The organism is Nocardia sp. N2S4-5, from assembly GCF_044628355.1.
GTDB lineage: Bacteria > Actinomycetota > Actinomycetes > Mycobacteriales > Mycobacteriaceae > Nocardia > Nocardia wallacei_B.
Map to the genome: position 1 here is coordinate 4537141 of NZ_JBIUPM010000001.1, position 18431 is coordinate 4555571.

Consider the following 18431-nt stretch of genomic DNA (forward strand, 5'->3'; position numbering starts at 1 on the left):
GGACGGAAACGGTTCGAGCCCGCACTCGCGGGCTCGGACCGAATCACCGTGGGGACTACATTGCCACTTTCTGCTGCCGCTGGGCCCGGAAGAACTCCGCCCAGGACGTCACCTCCGGATGTTGCTTGAGCAGCGCACGCCGCTGCCGCTCGGTCATCCCACCCCACACACCGAACTCCACTCGATTGTCCAGGGCGTCGGCCCCGCACTCCATCAGCACCGGACAGTGCCGGCAGATCGTCGCCGCCTTGCGCTGCGCCGCGCCACGCACGAACAACTGGTCGGGGTCTACTTCCTTGCATCGGGCCTGGGAAACCCAGGCGATTCTCGCTTCGGCCTGCTCCACGTCCAATCGAGCGATGGGGGTAGTCATGTGCATTTGGTGTGCCCCTTTGCAGTCCGAACACCGGGTCAACGGCGCTCCAGAATCGCGTGCGGAGCGCAGCAACCCAACCCCACTGCGTCCCGCACCACATTCCACTTTGAGTGTTAGCTCTATCACACTGGGTTCTCAATCTAGGTAAAGGTATGGCGCCTGCGCAAGACCGTCCCCAGATTTTTTGGTACGCCCGTCCCTGCAATTGCGACAAAGAACCAGCCAGTCTGCCCATTCACCGCGACACGCCCGCCCCACCCCCTAAAGACGCGCCGCCCCCTCCCCAGCGTCTATACCCCTGACACCACCCCCCGCTCCCCAAACGACGAAGCCCACCACCCCCTCACGTAACCCCGCCCCCTCACGTAACCCCCACGGTTTTCGGCGCGTCTCGGTTTTCGGGTGCCGCTGCAAAGCGACGAAGGAGCCAGCAGCGGCACCCGAAAACCGAGACCAAGGGCGCCGAAAACCCGCGACGCCGAAGGCGCCGCCGATAACAGAGCCTTTACCCTTGCAAGGTGCCGATCTCACAAACGCTCGCGAGGCTCGCCGGTGCGTGCGTCCTGGCGGCCGTGCTCATCGCCGGGCTGTTGTTCCCGCTCGCCGGTGGCTTCGGATACGTGTCCAACCGGGCCGCCGACGCCGTCGACAACGTGTCCGCGGAACTGGTCGAGGGCAACGCCCCCGCGGTGTCGACGATGGTGGACGCCGCCGGTAATCCCATCGCCTGGCTGTACGAGCAGCGCCGCTTCGAAGTGCCCAGCGACCGGATCTCCAACGACATGAAGTTGGCGATCGTGTCCATCGAGGACCGGCGGTTCGCCGAGCACGGCGGCGTGGACTGGCAGGGCACGCTCCGCGCCTTCCTCACCAACACCTCGAGCGGCGAGGTGCAGCAGGGCGCGTCCACGCTGGATCAGCAGTACATCAAGAACTTCCAGCTACTGGTGGTCGCGAAGACCGACGCCGAGCGCCGCGCCGCGATCGAGACGACGCCGGCGCGCAAGCTGCGTGAGATCCGCATGGCGCTGACGCTCGAGAAGCAGCTGACCAAGGACGAGATCCTCACCCGCTACCTGAACATCGTCCCGTTCGGCAACGGCTCCTACGGGATTCAGGACGCCGCGCAGACCTACTTCGGCGTGGACGCCAAGGATCTGAAGGTGTCGCAGGCGGCGATGCTGGCGGGCATGGTGCAGAGTTCGTCGAAGCTCAACCCCTACACCAACCCGCAGGGCGTGCTGGATCGGCGCAATACCGTGCTGGACACCATGATCCAGAACATCCCCAGTCGCGCCGAGGAGTTCCGCGCCGCCAAGGCCGAACCGCTGGGCGTGCTGCCGGATCCGAAGGGCCTGCCGCGCGGCTGCATCGCGGCGGGTGATCGCGGCTTCTTCTGCGATTACGCGCTGCAGTACCTGGCCAATTCGGGCATCAGCAAGGAGCAGATCGACAAGGGCGGCTACACGATCCGCACCACGCTGGACCCGGCGGTGCAGAATTCGGTGAAGGCCGCGGTGTCGGGGATGACGAAGCCGGATCTGGAGGACATCGCCGAGGTCACCAGCATCATCGGCACCGGGCAGGACGCGCATCCGGTGCTGGCGATGGCCTCGAGCCGCACCTACGGCCTGAGCGGCGAGGGCCACGAAACCGTGCAGCCGCAGCCGTATTCGCTGGTCGGTGACGGCGCGGGCTCGATCTTCAAGCTGTTCACGACGGCCGCGGCGATGGAGAAGGGGCTGGGCATCAACGCCCAGCTGGATGTGCCGTCGTTCTTCTCCGCCAAGGGCATGGGTAACAGCGGCACGCCCGGCTGCCCGCCCGAGACGTACTGCGTGAAGAACGTCGGCAACTACCGGTCGCCGATGTCGGTGACCGAGGCGCTGGCGCAGTCGCCGAACACGGCGTTCGTCAAGCTCATTCAGGATGTCGGGGTGACGCCGACGGTCGATATGGCGGTCCGGCTGGGCATGCGTTCGTACGCGGCGGCGGGCACGTCCGGTCACGGCAACCAGAGCCTGGCGGACATGGTGAAGCAGCAGAATCTGGGCTCGTTCACGCTGGGCCCGTTCGCGATCAATCCGCTGGAGCTGTCGAATGTGGCGGCGACGCTGGCCTCGGGCGGCAAGTGGTGCCCGCCCTCGCCGATCCGGGAGGTGATCGACCGCAATGGTAAGCAGGTGCCGCTCACGCAGCCGTCCTGCGAGCAGGTGGTCGAGCCCGGCCTGGCGAATACGCTGGCCAACGCGATGGCGAAGGACAGCATCAGCGGCACCGCGGCCGGTTCGGCGCACGCGGCGGGCTGGAACGCGCCGATGTCGGCGAAGACGGGTACCACCGAGAGCCACCGGTCCTCGGCGTTCCTGGGTTTCACCAATTCGCTGGCCGGGGCAGCCTACATCTACGGCGACTCGCCGACGCCGGGCGAGATCTGCTCGTTCCCGTTGCGCAGCTGCGGCGACGGCAATCTGTACGGCGGTAACGAACCGGCCCGCAGCTGGTTCGACGGGATCAAGCCGGTGCTGGATCACTTCCCGCCGCCGGGCCTGCCGCCGGAGGACGACAAATACGTACGGGGCTCGAACAATTCGCAGATCCCCGACGTGGTCGGCATGACGGAGGCCGAGGCCCGCTCGACCCTGATCGGCGCGGGTTTCCAGGTCACCATGGTGACGGTGCCCGCCGCCCCGACGAAGGGCACGGTCATCGGGACCACGCCGAACGGTTCGGCCATCCCGGGCTCGGTGATCACGGTGAACATCAGTGACGGGACGCTGCGCGAACCGCCGCCGCCCGGACCGCCCCCGATACCGAATCTGCCGGGGCTGCCGCCACCACCGCGGCTGCCGCCGATCCCGATTCCCATCCCGATTCCGCGGTGATATCGCCGAGGGCCCGCTACCTGGTTCCAGGTAGCGGGCCCTCGCGTATATCCGGTGCCGCGGGTCCTAGAGCCGCGCCTTCACTGCCGCGGAGACGCGCGAGCCGTCGGCGCGACCGGCCGCGAGGCCGGTGGCGATCTTCATGACCTGGCCCATCTGCCGCATGCCGGGCCGTTCCCCGAGTTGCTCGGCGACCTGGGCGATCGCGGTGTCGGCGAGATCGGCGACCTCGGCGTCGGTCAGCGGAGTCGGCAGGTACTCATCGATGATCGCTTCCTCGGCGCGCTCGTTGGCGGCGAGTTCGCCGCGCCCGGCCTGCTCGTAGACGACGGCGGACTCGTTGCGCTTCTTCGATTCCTTGGCGAGCACGGCGAGCACGTCGGCGTCACCGAGTTCACGCGCCTGCGTTCCGGCGACTTCGGCGTTCTGGATCGCGGCCAGGAGCATGCGCAGGGTGCCGGTGCGCAGCTTGTCCTGAGCCTTCATCGCGGCGGTCAGATCGGCCCGCAGCTTCGATTTGAGTTCCGACATGCGCTCACGGTAGCCCGCGCTCGAGCACGGTCCCACTCCATTTGCGCCACGCCCGGCCGTGTCCCTGTGCGGAATCACACTCGGTGTTCGTCACACCCGTCGCCTATCCTGAGCGAATGCCCGTCTTCTCGTCCCCTGTACTCCGACGAGCCGCGTTGGGCACCGTCGCAGCAGGTGCCGCCGGAATCGGATACGCCTCGCTGGTGGAACGCAATGCCTTCGTGTTGCGGGAGGCGACCCTGCCCGTCCTGCAACCGGGCTCCGCGAGCCTGCGGGTGTTGCACATCAGCGATCTGCACATGACCCCCGGCCAGCGGCTGAAGCAGGCCTGGGTGCGGGAGCTGGCCAAGCTGGAGCCGGATCTCGTGGTCAACACCGGAGACAATCTCGCTCATCAGCGCGCGGTGCCGGCGGTCGTCCAGGCCCTGTCGGAGCTGCTGGCCCGCCCCGGGATCTTCGTCTTCGGCAGCAACGACTATTTCGCCCCGGTCCCGAAGAACCCGCTGAAGTACTTCGACAAGAACCACAAGCGCGTGCACGGCGCGCCGCTGCCGTGGCAGGACCTGCGCGCGGCCTTCACCGAACGCGGCTGGCTGGATCTGACGCACGTGCGCCGCGATCTCGAGGTCGCCGGAATCAAGATCTCCACCGCCGGTGTGGACGATCCGCATCTGCGCCGGGATCGCTACGAAACGGTCGCCGGAAGCCCGAACCCGCTGGCGGAGTTGAGCATCGGGCTCACCCACTCCCCCGAGCCGCGGGTGCTGGACCGGTTCGCCACCGACGGCTACGACCTCGTGCTGGCCGGGCACACCCACGGCGGGCAGCTGTGCCTGCCCGGTTTCGGCGCGCTGGTCACCAACTGCGGTATCGACCGTTCCCGGGTGAAGGGCGCCTCCCGCTGGGGCGCGCACACCCGCTTACACGTGTCGGCAGGCTTAGGCACCTCGCCGTGGGCCCCGTACCGGTTCTGCTGCCGCCCCGAGGCGACGCTGCTCACGCTGGTCGCGGCGCCGCCGGAACGCCCGATCGCCGACACCGGCCACGGCCTGTCGGAATCGGAGGCGATCGCGCGCTAGGGTGACGCCGAGGCGGAACGTGAGGCAGGGGACGAGGTTTGAGCAGCGGGTTCGATCGACGGCCGAATAACCCGACCGCGGCGAGCGGATCCGCTCCCAGTCCCCCGGCCCCGCGGTCCGCACCGGATCCCGCCGCGCAGACGGAGGAGATCCGGCGCACCGAGCGACCGGCGCAACTGAACTTCGCGGCGGGCGCGCGGCCGCTCCCACCCTCCGGCAACCCCGCCGGTGGGCTCGCTTCCGATCTGGAATCCGCTGCGACACAGGAATTCGCGGCGACCGCGCCGCCCGCCGGCTCGGACGCGCCGCCCAATCATGCTGCGGCGCATGGCGATACATCCTCGGCCACGGCATGGCAGTCGGCGGCTACGACTCCCATTCTGCGGCAGTCGGCGCAGCCGACCGATCCGGTGCGGCCGGTGCCGGAGCAGTCGTGGCAGGTGGGTGCGCCGACGGAAAGCATTGCGGCGCAACCTGTTCCCGCCTGGCGGGGGTACGGGTCGCAACATCCGCCGACGTCCACGTTCGAAGTGCCGCCCCACGGCCCACCGCCCGGCGCGCGGCGCAACCGCACGGCGTTGGTGTTCGCCGGTATCGGGGCTGTCGTCGTCGTGGCGCTGGCGGTGACGGTCGCGGTGATCGTCTCCGGCCGCAACTCCCGCGACCCCGCCGCCCAGGCCGGTAGCCCGTCCATGGTGAGCGCCCTCACCAGCGGCAAGAGCGCGCCGTCGCCGACCAGCTCCGTCCCGGCCACGCCGCGACCGAGCGCGGCCCCGGTGGCGCCGCTGGTGCCCGGTTTTCAGGTGGTGTCGATCCCGGAACGGGGTGCGGCCTACGACGTCCCACGGGACTGGAAGATCGATCCGGTCGGCACGGCGGTCTGGGGCCAACCACCCGACAGCGTGGAGCTGGCGGGCCTGGTGCAGGACGGTAAGGACTACTGCCCCAGCTACACCCGCACCAACGCGTTCCTGACCCTGTCACCGCGAAGCGACCCGGCCGCGGCGGCCACCGACGTCGGCGCCCGGATGGCCAAGGTGGGCTGGTCCGCCGCCGGCGCCACCGCGAGCGCGGCCGAGCCGCTGGATTCGCTCGACGGCCAGCTGCACGGCACCTTCGTGGAAACCACCGGCAACGCACCGCCGCCCGCCCCCGGCTGCGCCACCACCTTCGCCGTCTACACCTTCGCGTTCCCGAGCGAGAACGGCAACTTCGTGATGACCATCGCCGCCGACACCGGCGTGGACAAGGCTGTGGACAAGCCCACCGCCCAGCGCATCCTCACCAGCATCCGCCCCCTCCCAAACCGCTGACCAGCCGATTTAACGACCACCCACCCCCTGCTGTAAGCTACGACAGGTTCACTCACGGGGTGTGGCGCAGCTTGGTAGCGCGCCTCGTTCGGGACGAGGAGGTCGCAGGTTCAAATCCTGTCACCCCGACTCGTGTGTGGAGACACGACAGGGCCCCCGACCAGCATGCTGGTCGGGGGCCTTACTCGTTCACGGCCGCGATCTCAGTCCACTAATGATCCGGGCGCTGCTTCGGCAGGTTTTCCGAACTGCTAATCCATAAATCACGACTGTTTGGTTTCGTCCAGTCCGCATGACGCAGCAAGTCGCGGAGGGCTGCCGAGAAGTAGTTCTCGTAAACGGAACCCGTCCGGCTTATCCATTGCGACGAATCTCCTGAGTCATCGGCGTGGCGGGACCGGAATTACGGCCGGGGCGGACTGCGTAACGCTTTATCGGTGCTGGAGTACTGCGATCTGTGTCGTCTACCGCACCCGTAGCGATAGCGATCCGCGCAGGTCAGCATGCGTGCGGTGCGGTAAGGTTGGTGGTCCGGTTGTGGTGGCTGAACCAAAGGCGACCGCCGGGGGCCATCCCAGCGGTCGCCGATCGGTTCGGCTCGGCTTTAGAAGCGCTGTGCGATCTCCAGGACCGCAAGTGTTGCTCCAGAGCTGCCCACGCTAGTGATTACATGCGAGGGCACCGACAGCCGGCAGTGAATGGAGATCTCGGCTGTGGCTTTTCCCAGTGCGGCAGCCGAGGTCTCCCCTTTTATTTCGGGCACCCCGAGGGTTTTTCCCGAACTATCACTTGCCAGCATCTTGCGGAGCCATTTCAAGGCTCCCTCCTTCCGTTCTCGTAAAAATAATCGGCTCCGATTCGCGGGGAGCGAATTGATAGCCTGGGTCGGCTCGGCGTTCGAGCCGTCGGCGGACCGCGCCTCGACCTCAGGCGACGGCACCCTGCCCACCGGAGCACCAGTTTAAGCGAGGCACGCCGCATTCCGACCAACGACCAGCCTCACGTCACAGGCACGCCGAGGGCAGCAAATGCGCAGCGCGTCAACGATTCCGGACGGTACGACCGCCCGCCCGGACGGCGGCTTCCGCTTACGTCACGTAGTAGAAACCGGGCGGCGGGGAGCCGAACACGACAAAGAAAAGCGCCCGGGCGGGATTCGTCGGCCTCGCCCGGACGAGAAAGGCCGTGGACGGCTCTCCGATGCAATTGCATTTGTCGCTCTCACTCGTCGACGCACCAGGTTTCCGCACATTAACCACGCCATGCCCCGGTAATTGACCGGCCGGTAATAACGGTGGGCAAGTCGGCCGGATAGCAGGCATCCGGCGGCACCGAATGAAACCGGTTCTGAAACCGGGCGTACACACAATAAAATATAACAACCAGACGGTTGCTAACTGGGTGCTAGCGCTCGTGCGACTCGATCAGGGAGACAGCCACCGGCACCAGAAGATCGGCGAGTTCGGCCACCGGCGGGCGAGGATCCATCAGCAGCCACTCGTGCGCCAGGCCGTTGACGGCGCCGATCAGCGTACTGGCGGCCAGGTCGCGCCCGCCGCGAATGCGGGCGTCCGGGCCGGCGATGGGCGCCACCGCCAGCTCCACCAGTTGCGCCCAGACATGGCGGCGGGCGCGGCGATGGCGTTCCATGCGCTCGCTCACCCCGACCACCTCGATGAACGCCACCTTCGCCCGGTACGGATCGGCATCGATGGACTCGAGGTAGGCGGTGAGCACGACCGTGAGCGCCGCCCGGGGATCGCCCTCCGCGGCGGCCGCGGCCAAGGCCGTGGTCACCGCCGCGGCGGCCTCGTCCTGGATCCGGTCGTAGGCCGCGACGAGCACGTCCTCGCGGGTGCTGAACTCCTCGTAGAACTGCCGCTTGGACAGGCCCGCGCCCGCGCACACGTCCGCCAGCGAACAGCCGGCATAGCCGCGCTCGGCGAACAGGCGGGTCGCGGCACGCAGAAAGCGTTCGCGCCGTTCGGCTTTGCGATCGGCCACCGCCCGCCCGCCGTACTGCCGTTCCACGATCTTCATCGCACCACGGTAGCGCGGGTCGCCGCGAGCCCGAGGCCACCGCTGGGCATCCCGCGCTCCGGCGCGACTCTTGCGACGAGGGTCACAGCTATGCGATAGTTCCGGCTCATGTGAACCCGAACGGTGTCACATAGACGAAGGAGTCGCATTGACCGAGCCGAGGGCGGGCCGCACCCGCCGGTGGGCGGCGGTGGTGGCCACAGCGGTCGCGATCGCCACACTGCCGGCGGCGGCCGTGATCGCCGCACCACCGTCAGTTCCCGCGCCGCCGGCCGCGCCGATTCCACTGCCGCCCGAACTGGATCCGGGCTTCTATCACCCGCCCGCCGAGATCGTCGCCGCCAAGGCCCCCGGCGAGATCATCGCCGCGCGACGGGTCGATGTCGCCAATCTCGGGCTGATCCCGGTCAACGTCGACGCGTGGCAGCTGTCCTACCGCTCGACCAACACCCGCGACGCGCCGATCGCGGCGGTCACCACGGTGTTGAAACCACGCGGTTCCGCACCGGACAAGGTGCTGTCGGTGCAGATCGCGGCGGACTCGCTGGCGCAGTACTGCTCTCCGTCGTACGCGCTGCGGCAGTGGTCGGTGGCCCCGTTCGTCGGCCAGATCGTCGCGCCCGCGGAGTTCGTGATCGCCCAGGGCGCCGTCCAACAGGGCTGGGGCGTGGTGATTCCCGACCATCAGGGCCCGAACCAGGCCTACGCGGCCGGTCCGCTGGCGGGACGGATCACCCTCGACGGCCTGCGGGCCGCACGCGATTTCGAGCCCATGCGCATCGCTCCGGATGCCCGCCTCGGTCTCTACGGCTATTCCGGCGGCGCCATCGCCACCGGCCACGCGGCCGAGCTGAAGCAGTCCTACGCACCGGAACTGAATATCGTCGGCGCCGCCGAGGGCGGGGTGCCCGCCGATCTGGGCGTGGTGCTCGACGTGGCGAACGGCCAGGCCACCGCGGGCCTGGTAATGGCCGCGGTGCAAGGGCTTTCGCGCGAGTACCCGGACTTCGCGAGATTCCTGGACGAACGGATGGACCCGCTCGGCAAGACGATCGAGACGATTCAGGGCGGGTTGTGCGTCCAGTACGTCTCGTCGTTCCCGTTCCTGAATCTCAAAGGGATGCTGCGGGTTCCGGGCGACCCGATGCAGCAGCCCGCCGTGCGGGACGTGGTGGACCGCACCCGCATGGGTAAGGCGGTACCCGATCTGCCGATGTACATCTGGCAAGGCAATCCCGACGAGATCATTCCCGTCGGCCAGGTGAACACGCTGGTGGACACCTACTGCCGCAACCCCGACGCCGACGTGCAGTACACCCGCGAGCATCTCGCCGAGCACGTGGCCACCGAGATCTCCGGCGCCGGACCGGCTTTGCTGTGGATGAAGGACCGGCTCGGCGGCGTCCCGGTGCAACGGGGCTGCCGCACCGGTGACGTGGGCTGGCTGGCCTTGGACCCCAACGGATTCCAGCTACTCGCCGCGACCTTCGGGGAAACCTTCGCGTCGTTCTTCGGCAAGCCGATCGGCGTGAAGTAGCGGTTGCGAAAAGCCTTGTCGCTCAGCGGATCCGCAACCGCCGCATCCAACGCAGCGTGAGCCGCGTCGAACTCAACTGCCTCGCATACGGCATCGCCGCGCGGGCGGCGAGCACCTGCTTCTTCTGCACACCGATGTTGATGGTGTCGGTGTACTTCAGCAGCCCCGCCACACCGTGCCGGGTACCGACGCCGGACTGCTTCACGCCGCCCGAGGGCGTCGCCTTCGCCGAGTAGCTGGCGACGAAGCCGTCGTTGATATTGATGTTCCCGGCCTCCAGCCGATCCGCGATGCGGTTGGCGCGGGCCAGGTTCCGGCTCCACACGCTGGCGTTCAGGCCATAGGTGGTGGCGTTGGCCTGCCGGATCGCCTCGTCCTCGTCGGTGTACCGGTACACCGTGACCACCGGGCCGAAGGTCTCCATGGTGGCGTGCGCCATCTCCGAGGTGACGCCGGTCAGCACGGTGGGCTCGTAGAATGCCGGGCCGAGATCCGGACGCGCCTTGCCGCCGGTCAGCACGGTCGCGCCCTTGCTCCGGGCGTCCTCCACATGCGCCGCCACCCGCTCCATGTGATCCACCGACACCAGCGAGCCGAACTCCGGCTCGTAGTCGTAGGCCGCGCCCGCCTTGGCGCCCAATTCCTCGGCGGCGGCGACGAATCGGCGGAGGAACTCGTCGTGCAGCCGTTCGTGCACGTAGATGCGCTCGATGTGCATGCACGCCTGACCGGAGTTGCCGTACACCGCGAACACGGTGCTGGGAATCACCTCGTCGAGGTCGGCGTCGTCGAGCACGATCATCGGGTTCTTGCCGCCCAGTTCCAGGCTGCAGCCGATCAGGTTCCGGCCGGCGAGTTCGCCGATGGTGCGGCCGGTGGCGGTGGAGCCGGTGAACATGACGTAGTCGGAGTTCTCGATCAGCGTCGGACCGACGTCGGGGCCGCTGCCGCAGACCACCTGCACCAGCCCCCGCGGCAGCCCGGCCTTGTGCAGCAGTTCGACGCCGAACAGCGTGCACAGCGCGGTCTTGTTGTCGGGCTTGAGCACCACGCCGTTGCCCGCGATGAGCGCCGGTACCGAGTCGGACATGGAGATGGCGAACGGGAAGTTCCACGGGGCGATGACCGCGACGACGCCCTTGGGCCGGTGCTGTTCGGTCGAGGTCGTGATGATCGGCATCGCGCCGCCGCGCCGGACCGGCTTCAGCGTCCGCGCGGCGGTCTTGAGGTAGTGGCTGATCACCATCGGCGGATCGCACGACTCCTCGATCGCCATGCGCCGGGTCTTGCCGCAGCCGATCTGGATCAGGTCGGCGATGGTCTCCAGTTCGGCCAGGATCAGCTCGTGCGCCCGCTCGAAGACGGCCAGCCGCTCGGACACCGGCCGGCGCGCCCATTCCCGCTGCGCGGCGCGGGCCGTCGCGGCCGCCGCGGCGACGTCCTCGGGCGAGGACTGTGGCAGCTCGCCCACGACGGCGCCGGTGTAGACCTCGATCATCTCGTACGGTGCGCGCTGTTCGCCGGCGGTGCCCGCAATCACCATCGCGGTCAGCCGGTCGATGAGCGTCTGTGTGATCCGCGGCGGCAGCGTGGTCGCGCCGCTGTGCGTGGTTGTCTCCATCAAGGATCTCCCTAACTTGCCGCCCCGTGACGGCGGTCACCAAACTCCAAACTAGAACACGTTATTGTTGTCGACAACGTCGCGGGGTAACTTCGTCCGCAACACGCAGGTAATGCCCGGAGGAGAGAGGGTCGGCGATGACTACGGCAGCCACTGAAACAGGTAGCAACACGGAACCGCACGCATTGATCGAGCGGCGCGGCCACACGCTCGTCGTCACCATGAATCGTCCGAAGGTCCGCAACGCCCTGTCCGGCGAGATGCTGGAGCTGATGGTGCAGGCTTGGGACACCGTCGACAGCGATCCGGAGATCCGCTCCTGCGTCCTGACCGGTGCGGGCGGCGCCTTCTGCGCCGGCGCCGATCTCAAGGCGATGACCAAGCAGAACCCGGGCGAGGACATGAGCGAGGGCGGCAGGTTCGACCCGAGCTACCTGCCCGGCCTGCTGAAGGGCCGCCGCCTCACCAAGCCGCTGATCGCCGCCGTCGAGGGCGCGGCCATCGCGGGAGGCACCGAGATCCTGCAGGGCACCGACATCCGGGTGGCCGGTGCGAGCGCCAAGTTCGGGGTGTCCGAGGCGCGGTGGAGCCTGTTCCCGATGGGCGGTTCGGCGGTCCGGCTGCCCCGCCAGATCCCGTACACCATCGCCGCCGAGATCCTGCTGACCGGCCGCCACGTCACCGCCGCCGAGGCCAAGGAGATCGGGCTGATCGGCCACGTGGTGCCCGACGGCACCGCCCTGGACAAGGCCCTGGAAATCGCCGAGCTGATCAACGCCAACGGTCCGGTCGCCGTGCGAGCGATCCTGCAGACCATTCGCGACACCGAGGGCCTGCACGAGGAGGAAGCCTTCAAGATCGACGCGAAGCTCGGCCTGGCCGTCTTCCGCAGCGAGGACGCCAAGGAGGGCCCCCGGGCCTTCGCGGAAAAGCGCAAGCCCGTCTTCAAAGGACGCTGACGGACTGGGGATTCGCCACACCCGGAACCCCCGCTGACGGACCGAAAGTCCCGCCACACCCGGAACCCCGCGGACGGCTCAGAGAACCCGCACCCGTCATCCCGGCATGCTTTTGGCCGGGATCCACAGATCCCGGCCAAAATCGCGCCGGGATGACGCGGGAGACGCGCCCGGATGACGAGGGAGAACTGTACCCGGCCTACAGGTTGGGTTTCACCATGCGTGCGATTTGTTTGCGGAGGAGGTTGGGGGCGAAGCGGCGGGCCAGGACCAGCGCGCGTGCCGGGCCGGGGAAGACGAACAGGGGGGACTTCAGGTTGGCGACGGCTCGCTCGACCGCGTCCACGATCTTCTCCGGCGCCACACCGCGGCTGCCGCCCAGGATGGCCGGGTCGACGGCCCGAATGCCTTCCAGGAACGGGGTTTCCACGTGCGGCGGGCAGATCGCGATCAGCCGCACGCCGGTACCGGCCAGCTCCAGCGACAGCGCCTCGGCGTAGCAGACCACCGCGAACTTCGACGCCGAGTACGCCGCCAGGCCGGGTGAGGGCAGCCAGCCCGCCACCGAGGCGAACAGCACCACGGTGCCCGCGCCGACGTCGCGCATGCCGGGGACGATCGCCTGACAGAGGTTGACCGTGCCGATGTAGTTGATGTCCATCACCCGGCGGATCTCCGAAACATCCTGCGCCAGCGTGGATCCCACCCGGCACAGGGCCGCGGCGTGCACCAGCTGCTCGATCGGCCCGAGGTCGGCGCGCACGGTATCCACAAGTTTCACGACCGCGTCGGTGTCGGAGACATCGCAGGTGTAGGTGGTGGTATTCGGTGAGCGCCGGGCGGTTTCGGCCAGCCCGGCCTCGTCGATGTCCACCGCGGCCACCCGGTGTCCGGCCGCCGCCAGCCGCTGGGCGACCATGCGGCCCATGCCGCTGGCCGCTCCGGTCACCAGTGCCGTCTTGCTCATCGTGCCTCCTGTATCGCGCTCACCGGATCTCCGTGGCGTCCTGAAAGGCCATGCGCAGCAATCCGATACCGCTGGTGAACAGCGCCCGGCGGGGCAGCCCGAGGGCGCGCAGTTCGGCCGCGGCCGGATGGTCGCCGAGTTCGACCCGGGCGCCGCCCGGACGCATCCGCACGCGCGCCGGATCCATCAGCCACGGCGTCGCCCGCAGCACGCCGTCGCGATGGGTGTAGGTCTGCATCGAGGCGCCGCCGAGGCGCGCGGGCGCGGGCACACCACCGACCGTCTCCAGCGCCACCATGAGCCGGCCGTCCAGCCGCACCTCGCAGCGCTTCCCGCGCCCCTTCGGCTCGATCCGGATATCGGCGATCTCCTTGGGGAAACCCCACAGTTCCCGGCCGACGGCACAGGTGAAGGTCTGGTTCACCGGCAGCCAGCGGATGAAGGCCCCGGTGCTGTCCCGGCGGCCGGACAGCCGGGCCAGTAGAGCGAACGCGAACTCGTGGTACGGACCGAGATCGGTGTCGAGATGCCGGATGAAGGCCAGCGCGCACAGGGCCCGGCCCGCCATCCCGACCGGCTCCAGCCCCGTCCCCGCCAGCACGGTGCGCGCGGCCGCCGCGTCGACCGGGAACAGGCTCGAACACGCCTCGGCCTGCCGTACCTCGACCGGAACCCGGATCTGTTCCCCGAGTATCGAGTGCACCTGCGCCATCACCCTTCGATTAGAACACGTTCTAGCGTGCCGAAAGGCGGATTCGAGTCATCGCACCGACACCGTCACCGGAAGCCGCGCGAACCCGCGCACATTCGTGGAATGCACTCGCACGATGCCGGATTCGTCGATGCCATAGGCGCCGACCCGAGTGGCGAACTCGCGCAAGGCGATTCCCGCTTCCAGGCGAGCCAGGTGCGCGCCGAGGCAGAAGTGCACGCCGCGGCCGAAGCTGAGCAGGCCGCCCTTGTCGGCGCGCTCGATGTCGTAGGTGTCGGGGTGCGCGAACACCTCGTCGTCGCGATTCGCCGAGCCGACCAGCAGCAGCACCTTGTCGCCCGCCGGGATGACGCCGCCGTGCAGTTCGATGTCCGTCGCGGCGGTGCGGGCGAGGATCTGGCTGGAGGTGTCGTAGCGCAACGTCTCGTCCACCCAGTCGGAGACGAGTTCGGGATTGCCGGCGACCTTCGCGTACTGCGCGGGATCGATTGCGGCCCAGTACAAAGCGTTGCCGAGCAGCTTGGTGGTGGTCTCGTTGCCCGCCACCACCATCAGGAACATGAACCCGATGATCTCCTCGTCGCTGAGCTTGTCCCCGTCCAACTCGGCGTCCAGCAGCGCCGAGGTCAGGTCCTCGGTGCGGGCCCGGCGGCGCTGTTCGAGCATGTCGGCGTAGTACCCGACCAGCTCCAGCGACGCCTCCATCGCGGGCAGCGGCACGTCGAGCACGCCGTCCTCGCGGTGCATCACCAGATCGGCCAGCCGCCTGATCTCGGCCCGGTCCACCGCGGGGACGCCCATCATGTCGGAGATCACGTCCATCGGCAGCTTGCCCGCGAAATCCTCGATCCAGTCGAAACTTTCGCGTTCCAGCGCCGGTTCCAGATGCTGCAGCGTCAGCGCCCGGATGCGGTCACCCATCCCGGTGACCCGCCGGGGCGTGAAGCCCTTGAAGACCAGCTGCCGCATGCGCATATGCCGCGGGTCGTCCATCGCGAGGAACGACATCGTCTTGTGCGCGTGCCGGCCCCACGCCGCCGGATCCAGCGACACCCCATTCGCGCTCGACAGCCGCGTGCTGTCCCGGAAACCCGCCCCGACGTCGGCGTGCCGCGACAGCGCCCAGAAGCCCAGCTCCGCATTGCGATACAGCGGCGCCTCGGTGCGCAGGCGCCGGTAGACCGGATAGGGATCGTCGTGGAAGCCGTAGTCGTAGGGGTCGAAGGTGAGCGGTGTCAGGAACGCCGCGGTCATTGCCACCCCACATTCGAGAACGAGTTCAGCCGTTCACGGCGGAACCCGGCCACCGCCGAAGACACATAGCTGGACATGTGTCTGGACGGTACCATTGTGCGCGCATGCCGACAATGGGACAGCCGTCCCGACGCCACCAGGACCACCTTGCCGACGCCAAAATTGAAACAAGTTCTTGCGACAGGTACGGGCTCGAACCTATAGTCCGTACACGTGTCCAGACAGTTTCGGAGCAACCGGAGGAGCACGCTCGTCACCACCGGCGGCCCGCCGCTGTCGGTCGGGGGCAAACGGATTCCGCGTGGTGCCCAGAGGTTTCCGGCATAGCCACCCGTGCCACCGCGAAGGAGCAGCAATGAACACCGACGAGACCGGCGAACCGGCCGCGGAGCGCCGTCAGCGCGGACTGAAGAAGATGTCCGAGGTCTACGGCTGGGAGTTCTCCGACGGGCCCGGTGAGCATTTCGCCGTCACCGCCGACCACCTGTTCGCCGACATCTGGTCGCGGCCGGAACTGTCCGTGCGCGACCGGCGGCTGCTGCTGCTCGGCGCGCTCACCGCCCAGGGCCTGTTCGACGTCGCCGAGATCCAGGTCGGCGCGGCCCTGCGCAACGAGGAACTCACCGCCGCGCAGTTGCGCGAGATCGCGCTGTTCCTGTGCCACTATGCCGGCTGGCCCGCCGGCACCGCGCTGGACGGCGTCGTCGGGAAGGTAGTGGCACAACACCAGAAGTCCGAGCAGAGGAAGAGCACACGATGACCGACACACCAACCGTGCGCCCCGCGCGCGCCGCCGCGATCACGGCCTGGGACCTCGAGGCCGATGTCGTGATCGCCGGATACGGTGTCGCCGGAGCGGCCGCCGCCATCGAGGCCGCGCGCGCGGGTGCCGATGTGCTCGTGCTGGAGCGCACCGGCGGCTGGGGTGGGGCCGCCTCGCAGGCGGGCGGATTCATCTACCTCGGCGGCGGGACGCCGCTGCAACGCGCGCTCGGCTTCGAGGACACTCCGGAGAACATGGAGAAGTTCCTGGTCGCCGCGCTGGGGCCGGGTGTGGACAAGGCCAAGATCCACGACTACTGCCAGGGCAGCGTGGCGCATTACGACTGGCTGGTCGCCCAGGGCGTGCCGTTCAAGGAGGAGTTCTGGGGCGAGCCCGGCTGGGAGCCGCCGCACGACGAGGGCCTGATGTACTCCGGCGGCGAGAACGCCGCGCCTTTCAACGAACTCGTCCCGCCCGCACCGCGCGGCCACGTGCCGCAGATGGCGAACAAGCGCACCGGCGCCAAGGGCGGCGGCTACATGCTGATGAAGCCGCTCACCGACACGGCCGAATCCCTCGGCGTGCGAGCCGAATACGACGTGCGCATCCAGCGCCTCGTGGTCGACGACGAGGATCGCGTCGTCGGCATCGTCGCCAAACGCTACGGCAAGCCGCTGACCGTGCGGGCCCGGCGCGGGGTCGTGCTGGCCACCGGCAGCTTCGCCTATCAGCAGCAGATGATCGAGAGCTACGCGCCGCGGTTGATCGGACGACCGGGCGCGGCCATCGAGGAGCACGACGGCATCGGCATCCGCATCGCCCAGGCGCTCGGCGCGGACCTGGCCCACATGGACGCCACCGAGGTCGCCTTCTTCGGCGACCCGCAGCGGATGGCGCGCGGCATCCTCGTCAACGGCCGCGGCCAGCGCTACGTCGCGGAGGACACCTACCCCGGCCGCATCGGCCAGGCGACCCTGCTGCAGCAGGAAAATCAGGCGTTCCTCGTGCTGGACGAGGAGGCGCTCGAGGCCGCCGACGCCACCGAGACCTCCACGCCGTTCTTCCGGCAGCCGCCGACCTGGGTGGCGGAAACGGTCGAGGAACTCGAGACCGAGATGGGCCTGCCCGCCGGTGCGCTGCAAACCACGGTCGAGGTCTACAACCGGCACGCCAAGGACGGCGTCGATCCGCTGCTGGGCAAGAAGCCGGAATGGGTGAAGCCGATCGGGGCCCCGCTCGCCGGATACGACCTGCGCGGCATGACCGCCGGATTCACCCTCGGCGGCCTGCGCACCGACCTCGACTCGCGCGTGCTGCACGTCTCCGGCGAACCGATCGCCGGGTTGTACGCCGCGGGCCGCTGCACCTCCGGCATCTGCGCCGGCGGCTACGCCAGCGGCGCGTCCCTCGGCGACGGCAGCTTCTACGGACGCCGCGCCGGACACGCCGCCGCCACCGGCGAAACCCCGCACTCCCCCGCTGCGGCGAACTGAAAGGACCACAGGCCATGCGTTTCGGCATCGTCTTGTTCACCAGCGACCGCGGCATCACCCCCGCCGCGGCCGCGCAGGCGGCCGAGGAGCGCGGATTCGCGTCCTTCTTCGTGCCCGAGCACACCCACATTCCGGTGAAACGCGAAGCGGCACACCCGGTGACCGGCGATGCCAGCCTGCCCGACGACCGCTACACCCGCACCCTCGACCCGTGGGTGGCGCTGGGCACCGCGGCCGCGGTCACCGAGCGCATCGAATTGTCCACCGCGGTCGCGCTGCCCGTGGAACACGATGTGATCACCCTCGCCAAGACCATCGCCACGCTCGACCACCTGTCCGGCGGCCGGGTCAGCCTGGGCGCCGGATTCGGCTGGAACACCGACGAACTCACCGATCACGGGGTGCCGCCGAAGAAGCGGCGCACGGTGTTGCGCGAATACCTCGAGGCCATGAACGCCCTGTGGACCCAGGAGGAGGCGGCCTACGACGGCGAGTTCGTGAAGTTCGGGCCGAGTTGGGCGTGGCCGAAGCCGGTGCAGCGGCACGTGCCGGTGCTCATCGGCACCGCGGGCACCGAACAGGGTTTCCGGTGGATCGCCAAGTCGGCGGACGGCTGGATCACCACGCCCTACGAGAACGATCTGCTGCTGGATCGGCTGAAACTGCTGTCGAAGGTGTGGCAGGAGGCCGGGCGCAGCGGGCAGCCGCGCGTCGTCGCCCTCGATTTCAAGCCGGACGCCGAGCGGCTGGCCGAATGGGAGGCGGCCGGGGTCACCGATGTGCTGTACGGGCTCCCGGACAAATCCGATGCCGAGGTGCTCGCCTACCTGGACCGCTTGGCCGCCAAGCTGGCCCCGCTGGGCCTCACCGCCTGAATCACCCTCTACCCCTTCCTGTCTCG

At 68.6% G+C, this 18431-nt stretch carries 15 protein-coding genes and 1 tRNA gene; 9 read left to right on the forward strand and 7 right to left on the reverse strand.

Features of this window, described 5'->3' with window-relative positions:
* Positions 1 to 55 precede the first annotated feature (55 nt).
* On the reverse strand, positions 56 to 379 hold the full coding sequence (locus tag ACFMRZ_RS20745) for a WhiB family transcriptional regulator (protein ID WP_024800988.1): 324 nt from the start codon (positions 377 to 379) through the stop codon (positions 56 to 58).
* A gap of 515 nt (positions 380 to 894) precedes the next feature.
* On the opposite strand from ACFMRZ_RS20745, the gene ACFMRZ_RS20750 reads away from it, so the two are divergent.
* Positions 895 to 3261 (forward strand): penicillin-binding protein, encoded by a 2367-nt coding sequence (locus ACFMRZ_RS20750; RefSeq protein ID WP_400180403.1) that lies wholly within the window; start codon positions 895 to 897, stop codon positions 3259 to 3261.
* 66 nt (positions 3262 to 3327) lie between these two features.
* Here the strand turns inward: ACFMRZ_RS20750 and ACFMRZ_RS20755 are convergent, their stop codons facing one another.
* A complete protein-coding gene (locus ACFMRZ_RS20755) occupies positions 3328 to 3792 on the reverse strand; it encodes a GatB/YqeY domain-containing protein (RefSeq protein ID WP_280274852.1) in 465 nt (154 codons plus the stop codon).
* A gap of 116 nt (positions 3793 to 3908) precedes the next feature.
* Between ACFMRZ_RS20755 and ACFMRZ_RS20760 the strand changes: the two genes are divergently transcribed.
* From ACFMRZ_RS20760 to ACFMRZ_RS20770, 3 genes are all read left to right on the forward strand, one after another.
* A complete protein-coding gene (locus ACFMRZ_RS20760) occupies positions 3909 to 4871 on the forward strand; it encodes a metallophosphoesterase (protein ID WP_280274851.1) in 963 nt (320 codons plus the stop codon).
* Positions 4872 to 4909: 38 nt separating this feature from the next.
* Positions 4910 to 6184, forward strand: coding sequence for a hypothetical protein (locus tag ACFMRZ_RS20765; RefSeq protein ID WP_400180404.1), 1275 nt, complete (start codon positions 4910 to 4912; stop codon positions 6182 to 6184).
* Positions 6185 to 6239: 55 nt separating this feature from the next.
* Positions 6240 to 6313, forward strand: a tRNA-Pro gene (locus ACFMRZ_RS20770).
* Between the two features lie 1275 nt (positions 6314 to 7588).
* Here the strand turns inward: ACFMRZ_RS20770 and ACFMRZ_RS20775 are convergent.
* The gene (locus ACFMRZ_RS20775; protein WP_400180405.1) at positions 7589 to 8224 is read right to left on the reverse strand and encodes a TetR/AcrR family transcriptional regulator; all 636 of its coding nucleotides are present in this window, start codon (positions 8222 to 8224) and stop codon (positions 7589 to 7591) included.
* 148 nt (positions 8225 to 8372) lie between these two features.
* Here ACFMRZ_RS20775 and ACFMRZ_RS20780 point away from each other — a divergent pair, with 148 nt between their 5' ends.
* Positions 8373 to 9761 (forward strand): lipase family protein, encoded by a 1389-nt coding sequence (locus ACFMRZ_RS20780; protein ID WP_400180406.1) that lies wholly within the window; start codon positions 8373 to 8375, stop codon positions 9759 to 9761.
* Positions 9762 to 9783: 22 nt separating this feature from the next.
* Here the strand turns inward: ACFMRZ_RS20780 and ACFMRZ_RS20785 are convergent, their stop codons facing one another.
* The gene (locus ACFMRZ_RS20785; protein ID WP_400180407.1) at positions 9784 to 11382 is read right to left on the reverse strand and encodes a succinic semialdehyde dehydrogenase; all 1599 of its coding nucleotides are present in this window, start codon (positions 11380 to 11382) and stop codon (positions 9784 to 9786) included.
* 137 nt (positions 11383 to 11519) lie between these two features.
* Here ACFMRZ_RS20785 and ACFMRZ_RS20790 point away from each other — a divergent pair, with 137 nt between their 5' ends.
* Complete coding sequence (locus ACFMRZ_RS20790) at positions 11520 to 12341, forward strand: crotonase/enoyl-CoA hydratase family protein (RefSeq protein WP_400180408.1); 822 nt, start codon at positions 11520 to 11522, stop codon at positions 12339 to 12341.
* Positions 12342 to 12540: 199 nt separating this feature from the next.
* Here ACFMRZ_RS20790 and ACFMRZ_RS20795 read toward each other — a convergent pair whose 3' ends face one another.
* From ACFMRZ_RS20795 to ACFMRZ_RS20805, 3 genes are read right to left on the reverse strand one after another with little or no spacing between them, the layout of a single operon-like run.
* Complete coding sequence (locus tag ACFMRZ_RS20795; protein WP_400180409.1) at positions 12541 to 13308, reverse strand: SDR family NAD(P)-dependent oxidoreductase; 768 nt, start codon at positions 13306 to 13308, stop codon at positions 12541 to 12543.
* 19 nt (positions 13309 to 13327) lie between these two features.
* Entirely contained in the window at positions 13328 to 14020 is a 693-nt protein-coding gene (locus ACFMRZ_RS20800) for an acetoacetate decarboxylase family protein (protein ID WP_400180410.1), read from the reverse strand.
* Positions 14021 to 14068: 48 nt separating this feature from the next.
* Positions 14069 to 15274, reverse strand: coding sequence for a cytochrome P450 (locus ACFMRZ_RS20805; RefSeq protein WP_400180411.1), 1206 nt, complete (start codon positions 15272 to 15274; stop codon positions 14069 to 14071).
* Between the two features lie 355 nt (positions 15275 to 15629).
* Here ACFMRZ_RS20805 and ACFMRZ_RS20810 point away from each other — a divergent pair, with 355 nt between their 5' ends.
* The 3 genes from ACFMRZ_RS20810 to ACFMRZ_RS20820 are packed head-to-tail and all read left to right on the forward strand — an operon-like array spanning position 15630 to position 18405.
* Positions 15630 to 16034: a carboxymuconolactone decarboxylase family protein gene (locus tag ACFMRZ_RS20810; protein WP_400180412.1), complete on the forward strand. Its 405-nt coding sequence runs from the start codon at positions 15630 to 15632 to the stop codon at positions 16032 to 16034.
* Positions 16031 to 17530 (forward strand): FAD-dependent oxidoreductase, encoded by a 1500-nt coding sequence (locus tag ACFMRZ_RS20815; RefSeq protein ID WP_400180413.1) that lies wholly within the window; start codon positions 16031 to 16033, stop codon positions 17528 to 17530. The genes ACFMRZ_RS20810 and ACFMRZ_RS20815 overlap by 4 nt, the downstream gene beginning before the upstream one ends.
* Positions 17531 to 17544: 14 nt before the next feature.
* Entirely contained in the window at positions 17545 to 18405 is an 861-nt protein-coding gene (locus tag ACFMRZ_RS20820; RefSeq protein ID WP_280274840.1) for an LLM class F420-dependent oxidoreductase, read from the forward strand.
* Positions 18406 to 18431 lie beyond the last annotated feature (26 nt).